The organism is Clostridium sp. (assembly GCF_040797585.1).
Classification (GTDB): domain Bacteria; phylum Bacillota; class Clostridia; order Clostridiales; family Clostridiaceae; genus Clostridium_Z.
Window position 1 is genome coordinate 1 of record NZ_JBFNEO010000186.1, and the last position, 5,620, is coordinate 5,620.

The 5,620-nt window shown below is 28.3% G+C and carries 5 protein-coding genes; 1 reads left to right on the top strand and 4 read right to left on the bottom strand.

Features of this window, described 5'->3' with window-relative positions:
- Positions 1–489: 489 nt before the first annotated feature.
- From AB2369_RS10870 to AB2369_RS10880, 3 genes are read right to left on the bottom strand one after another with little or no spacing between them, the layout of a single operon-like run.
- Entirely contained in the window at positions 490–843 is a 354-nt protein-coding gene (locus AB2369_RS10870) for a DUF1667 domain-containing protein (protein ID WP_367666502.1), read from the bottom strand.
- On the bottom strand, positions 843–2,099 hold the full coding sequence (locus tag AB2369_RS10875; RefSeq protein WP_367666503.1) for an NAD(P)/FAD-dependent oxidoreductase: 1,257 nt from the start codon (positions 2,097–2,099) through the stop codon (positions 843–845). Before AB2369_RS10875 ends, AB2369_RS10870 begins: the two co-directional genes overlap by 1 nt.
- A 13-nt stretch (positions 2,100–2,112) precedes the next feature.
- A complete protein-coding gene (locus tag AB2369_RS10880; protein WP_367666504.1) occupies positions 2,113–3,540 on the bottom strand; it encodes an NAD(P)/FAD-dependent oxidoreductase in 1,428 nt (475 codons plus the stop codon).
- Between the two features lie 742 nt (positions 3,541–4,282).
- On the opposite strand from AB2369_RS10880, the gene AB2369_RS10885 reads away from it, so the two are divergent.
- Positions 4,283–4,765, top strand: coding sequence for a CarD family transcriptional regulator (locus AB2369_RS10885; protein WP_367666505.1), 483 nt, complete (start codon positions 4,283–4,285; stop codon positions 4,763–4,765).
- Positions 4,766–5,035: 270 nt separating this feature from the next.
- Here the strand turns inward: AB2369_RS10885 and truA are convergent.
- A partial coding sequence (truA, locus tag AB2369_RS10890) for a tRNA pseudouridine(38-40) synthase TruA (protein WP_367666506.1) occupies positions 5,036–5,620 on the bottom strand: 585 nt, incomplete at its 5' end.

A 5,620-nucleotide genomic window follows, 5' to 3' on the forward strand; every position in this document is an offset into this window, starting at 1 on the left:
CTATATTCTATAAAATGCAGCACTTTAACTTCTAAAATATAATAATCTAATAAGTAATATGACTAATGTAAGAAGCTAAATTAACTGTTGTGATAATTAACTCTTAAAGTATTTTAAGATTCTAAGTTTATATTTTAAGGTGCAGAAATTCATCCTATGAAATCTGATAAATTTGAAATATATAATCTAAATATCACAAGGAGTTGATTAAATAAAAAAACAATATATCAAGTAGAAAAAATTTTAAATTTCTTCAAACTTAATATATTGTCTTTTAAAGTCCTTAAATCTTTATCTTCAATCTAATATAAACTTTTAAATAAAAGCTTTAAAATCATTTATTCTTATAATTTTAAATAAGTTAATTCAATTGGCTAGTTAAATATTAAAGAATATAAATTTTCTAGTTTTAATTTACAAATTATAAGGGTTTATGCTCTAAAAACTAATAAATTTAATAAATTAATTTAACTAGCACAAAGGATTACCTTATATTTTCCTTAATGTTCTTGCTGCTATAACATTTATTCCAGTACCTAATACATTCTCGATTACTACTTGTCCTACTTTTATAGGAGCTTCTAATTCTACTTTAGCTATTTCATCCATACATTTAAAGTTCAAACCTTTTGGTATTGCTCCATCAGTTTTTACAGGTAGCATTCTTAAGGATGCTCCATTTATTTTAACTGTAGAAGTTATAACTCTTACTGGATTTGTTACCTCATTTATTCCATAGACTTCTCCTCGTCTACAACTGTTTCCTGTTACTGTTTTTTCATCTATATTGACTTTTAATCTACATCCTCTTGGACAAACTATACAAATTAATTCTCTCTCCATTATTTAACACCATCCTCAAGTGAAATTACTATATCTCCAGTTACATTTTCTAGTTTAGACTTTGGTATTATCAATTTCTCCATTTCAGCTGGAAGTAAGTGTATCTTTTTAAAGGAAGCTATGACTTCTTCTCCACATTTAACTACTAATGTCTTGTTTTCATAAACATTATTAACTCTTAAGAAAATACTTAAATTATCTTCTACAGAATCTATACATACCTTTTGAGGAACTGTATAATTAACAGCATTACCATTTTTAACATTAATATAATTTCCTCTTTTTAGCTCTCCTTTTGCATACTTAGCAGCACTCTTTCCAGCATGCTTTGCCTCTGCTGTAACAAAGTCAACTAAGTCATGAACATGAACTGCATTACCACAAGCAAATATTCCTTCTTTTGAAGTTTCCATACTCTCTGTAACTATTAATCCATTAGTTCTTCTATCTAGTTCTATACCAGCATTTTTAGATAATTCATTTTCTGGTATTAATCCCACTGATAATAATAGGGTATCAGCATCAAACTCTATTTCTGTTCCCTTTATTGGTCTTCTATTCTCATCGACCTTAGCTATAACTACTTTCTCTAACCTATTTTTTCCTACTATGTTAGTTACTGTATGAGATAAATATAAAGGTATATCATAATCGTGAAGACACTGAACTATGTTTCTATTAAGCCCATTAGAATATGGCATAAGCTCAACTACCGCTTTAACCTTTGCCCCTTCTAAAGACATTCTTCTAGCCATTATAAGTCCTATATCACCAGAACCTAGAATAACTACCTCACGGCCTACCATATATCCTTCCATATTTATATATCTCTGAGCTGCACCTGCTGTAAATACCCCTGCTGGTCTATCTCCTGGTACATTTATAGCTCCTCTTGTTCTTTCTCTACATCCCATAGAAAGAACTATAGATTTTGTTTCTATGGTCATATATCCATCCTCTGTGTTTATGGCATGAATTACCTTATTATTATCTATATCAAGAACCATGGTATCTAATTTAACATCTATTTTACTACTCTCCACCATGTCTATAAATCTCTCTGCATATTCAGGACCAGTAAGTTCTTCTTTAAAGGTATGAAGCCCAAATCCGTTGTGTATACATTGATTTAGTATTCCCCCTAATTCCTTATCTCTTTCTATAATTAATATTTTCTCTACTCCATTTTCATAAGCTTCATAAGCTGCTGCTAGTCCTGCTGGACCTCCACCTATTACAACTAAATCATAATTCATAACTCCATACCTCCTACTTTGTTTTACCTGTTAAAATGTAAGAATTCTCTTTATCTAGTGTTATACTTGTTATTTCTTTATTTAATTCTCTAGCTATTATTTCTTGTACTCTTGGTCCACAGAAACCACCTTGACACCTTCCCATTCCTGGTCTACATCTTCTCTTAATTCCATCTATTGACATGTTTCCAAAGGATCTTTTTAAAGAATCTACAATTTCTCCCTCTGTAATGTTTTCACATCTACATATAATCCTTCCGTATCTTGGATCCTTCTTTATTATTTCTGCCTTTTCTTCCTTAGACAATTCCATAAAGTTTATTTGTTTTCTTATAGGATTAAAGCTATTATTTACTTCCATGTTAAGTCCTGAATTTTTTAATATATCTATAACTCCAATAGCTATCGCTGGAGCAGAAGAAAGACCTGGTGATTTTATTCCCGCTACATCTATAAATCCTTTAACATCCTTTGCTTCCTCTACTATAAAATCATATCTATCGCTAGTAGCTCTAAGCCCTGAGAAGTTTCTTATACTCTCCCTGTAATTTATCGCCTTAGTAGTCTTACTTGCCACTTCTCTTATTTTCTCAAGACCATCCATAGAAGTTGAAAAATCTTCTCTTTCTTCTATATCAATGGCATCTGGCCCAACTAAAAGATTTCCATGTACTGTTGGAGTTATTAATATTCCCTTACCAAGTTTTGATGGACATTGGAATACTGTGTGGCTAACTACCTCTCCTTGACTCTTGTCCATTACAAAATATTGCCCTTTTCTTGGAATGATTTTATAGGATTCTTCACATACCATATTATGAATTTTATCTGCATATACTCCCGCAGCATTTATTAAATATCTACTTTCTATAGTGCTCCCATTAGATAGCTTTATTTTAAAGTTTTCATCCCTATTTATATCAATAACTTCTAAAGATAATTTTACTTCTCCACCATTGTCTACTCCATTTTCCATAAGAGCTATGGTGTATTCAAAAGGCCCAATTATAGCTCCTGTTGGTGCATATAAAGCTCCAACTACATCCCCCTCTAAATTAGGTTCTTTTTCTAAAACCTCTTCTTTATTTAAAATCCTAAGCTCTTTAACTCCATTATTTATACCATTGTCATAAAGCTTTTTTATAGTCTTCATATCTTCTTCATTAAAACCTATTATTAAAGATCCATTTCTCTTAAAAGGAACTGAAAGTTCTTTACATAGGTCTTCAAACATTTCATTACCAAGTACATTGTATTTAGCCATTAGGCTTCCATTCTTTGGATCATATCCTGCATGAACTATTGCTGAGTTTGCCTTTGATGTTCCCATGGATACATCACTTTCCTTCTCTATTACTACTACCTTTAAATTGTACTTTGTTAGTTCTCTAAATATTGAAGCTCCTATTACTCCTGCCCCCACTATTGCAACATCATACATATATAATCTCCTCCTATAACATTTAATCTATTTATTTCTTATTTAAAGTAAGGTTTTATTGTATTAATTAATTTTAGATAAAATAAAAAGAGCTAAGCAAAAAGTGGGCATAATATCCCTACTTTGTGCTTAACTCTATAATTCTCTTGCACTTTATTTATCTATTAAATTTTGAAACTGATTACAGTATTATTGTAGCACTACTTTTTATTTTTTTCTATAGTTTTTTATAAAAAAAGTTATTTTTTTAACTTTACCTCTAAAAAATTCACTAGTCTATAACTTTTAAATGCTGTTATTTTACTATAGATAAACCATTTCAAAATTCAATCTTTGAATACGGATTAAATAATTTTAGTTGGTGATTTAGTTTCAATTATCACATGGTTTATCTATATTAACTATTTATTATATCTTTATATTTTAATAATTAACTTAATAATATTAGCAAAACTATTTTACGTTAAAAACATAATAAATTTATTATATTCTCATATATAAATCTATCTGTACTACTCTTAATAAATCCCCATATAAAATAGGCCTTTTCTAATATATTTTTATATATAAATTTATTATTAATATAGAAATTTACTTTAAAAAATTTTTAGTTTTTTTGTTGATATTTTTATCTTAAAAATTATTGACTTCACTATATTTTTTGTGATAATATATTAAGTTTGATAAAAAATTTCACATATGTTATAATGAATATAAGAAATATAACATAGAGGTGAGTTATTTGTTTAATGTTGGTGATAAAGTAGTTTATCCAATGCAAGGTATAGGAATAATAGAGGCTATAGAAGACAAGGATTTCTCTGGAGAGAAACAACAGTATTACATTATAAAGATGATTACAAATAATATGGAGATAATGATTCCAGAAAAAAGAGTACAAATTTCTAATATGCGTTTAATAAGTGATGCATCAACTCTTGAAAATATACTACTTAACTTCCATAATAAGGAATGGAATCCTGAGGATGTACTTCCATCTAAAGAAAGATATCAATCCAATATGGAAAAAATAAAGTCTGGTTCTTTAGAAGATGGTGCTGAGGTTATTTATGATTTAACTCATATGAACAAAGAGAAAGCTCTTAATTCAAGTGAAAAACAAATGTTACAAAATGCACGAAAGTTTTTAATAGATGAAATGTCCTTAATAAAAAAGATTACTGAAAAGGAAGCCGAGAAGTTATTGAATGCTAGTTTTATTTAAATCTATTAAATTAAAAAATAACATATCTAAAAGAATAGTAATCTAGTAGTCTTTAGATATGTTATTTTTTTAAGTTTTAATATATACTATTTCTAAACTCAATATTTAAATAGATTGAAGTTTAGTTTCAGAGACCATATGATATATCTATATAAAATAAGTCAAAACTTATTTTATATACTCCTTAAAATATATAATTTTTAAGTAGTTAAGTACAGGTATAAATTAAAATTCAAACTAAAAAACCTATAATTTTAGTAAATTTAATTTTTAGTAATTAATCTCTTTTAAGAATAATCCTTTAGCCTGAGCTATAGGTCCTGCCTCTGCCCTTTTCTTCTCATCTAATATTTTCTTTACATCCTCTGGCTTAAGTTTACCACTTCCTACTTCTAAGAGAGTTCCTACGATAATTCTTACCATATTCCATAGAAAACTATTTCCGTTTACTTCTACTTCTATAATATTGTTATTTTCTGATATATTTATGTAATTAATTGTTCTTATAGTTGATTTACCACCCTTAGGTTTTAAACTAGTAAAACTCTGAAAGTCATGAGTTCCAATTAAAAACTTTGCTCCCTCTCTCATAGTATTTAAGTTAAGACTCTGGTCAGTATGATAAGTATACTTTCTATTAAATACATCTCTGAACTTGCTATTATTTATTCTATATACATAAGTTTTTGACTTAGCATTATATCTAGCATGAAATCTCTCTGTAGTATCTTTCATTGATTTAACAACTATGTCCTCTGGTAAAAATTCATATAAATAGTTTAACATAAGTTCTATGCTAAGATCACAATTAGTTTGAAAGTTTGCTATGTACTCTTCTGCATGAACTCCTGTATC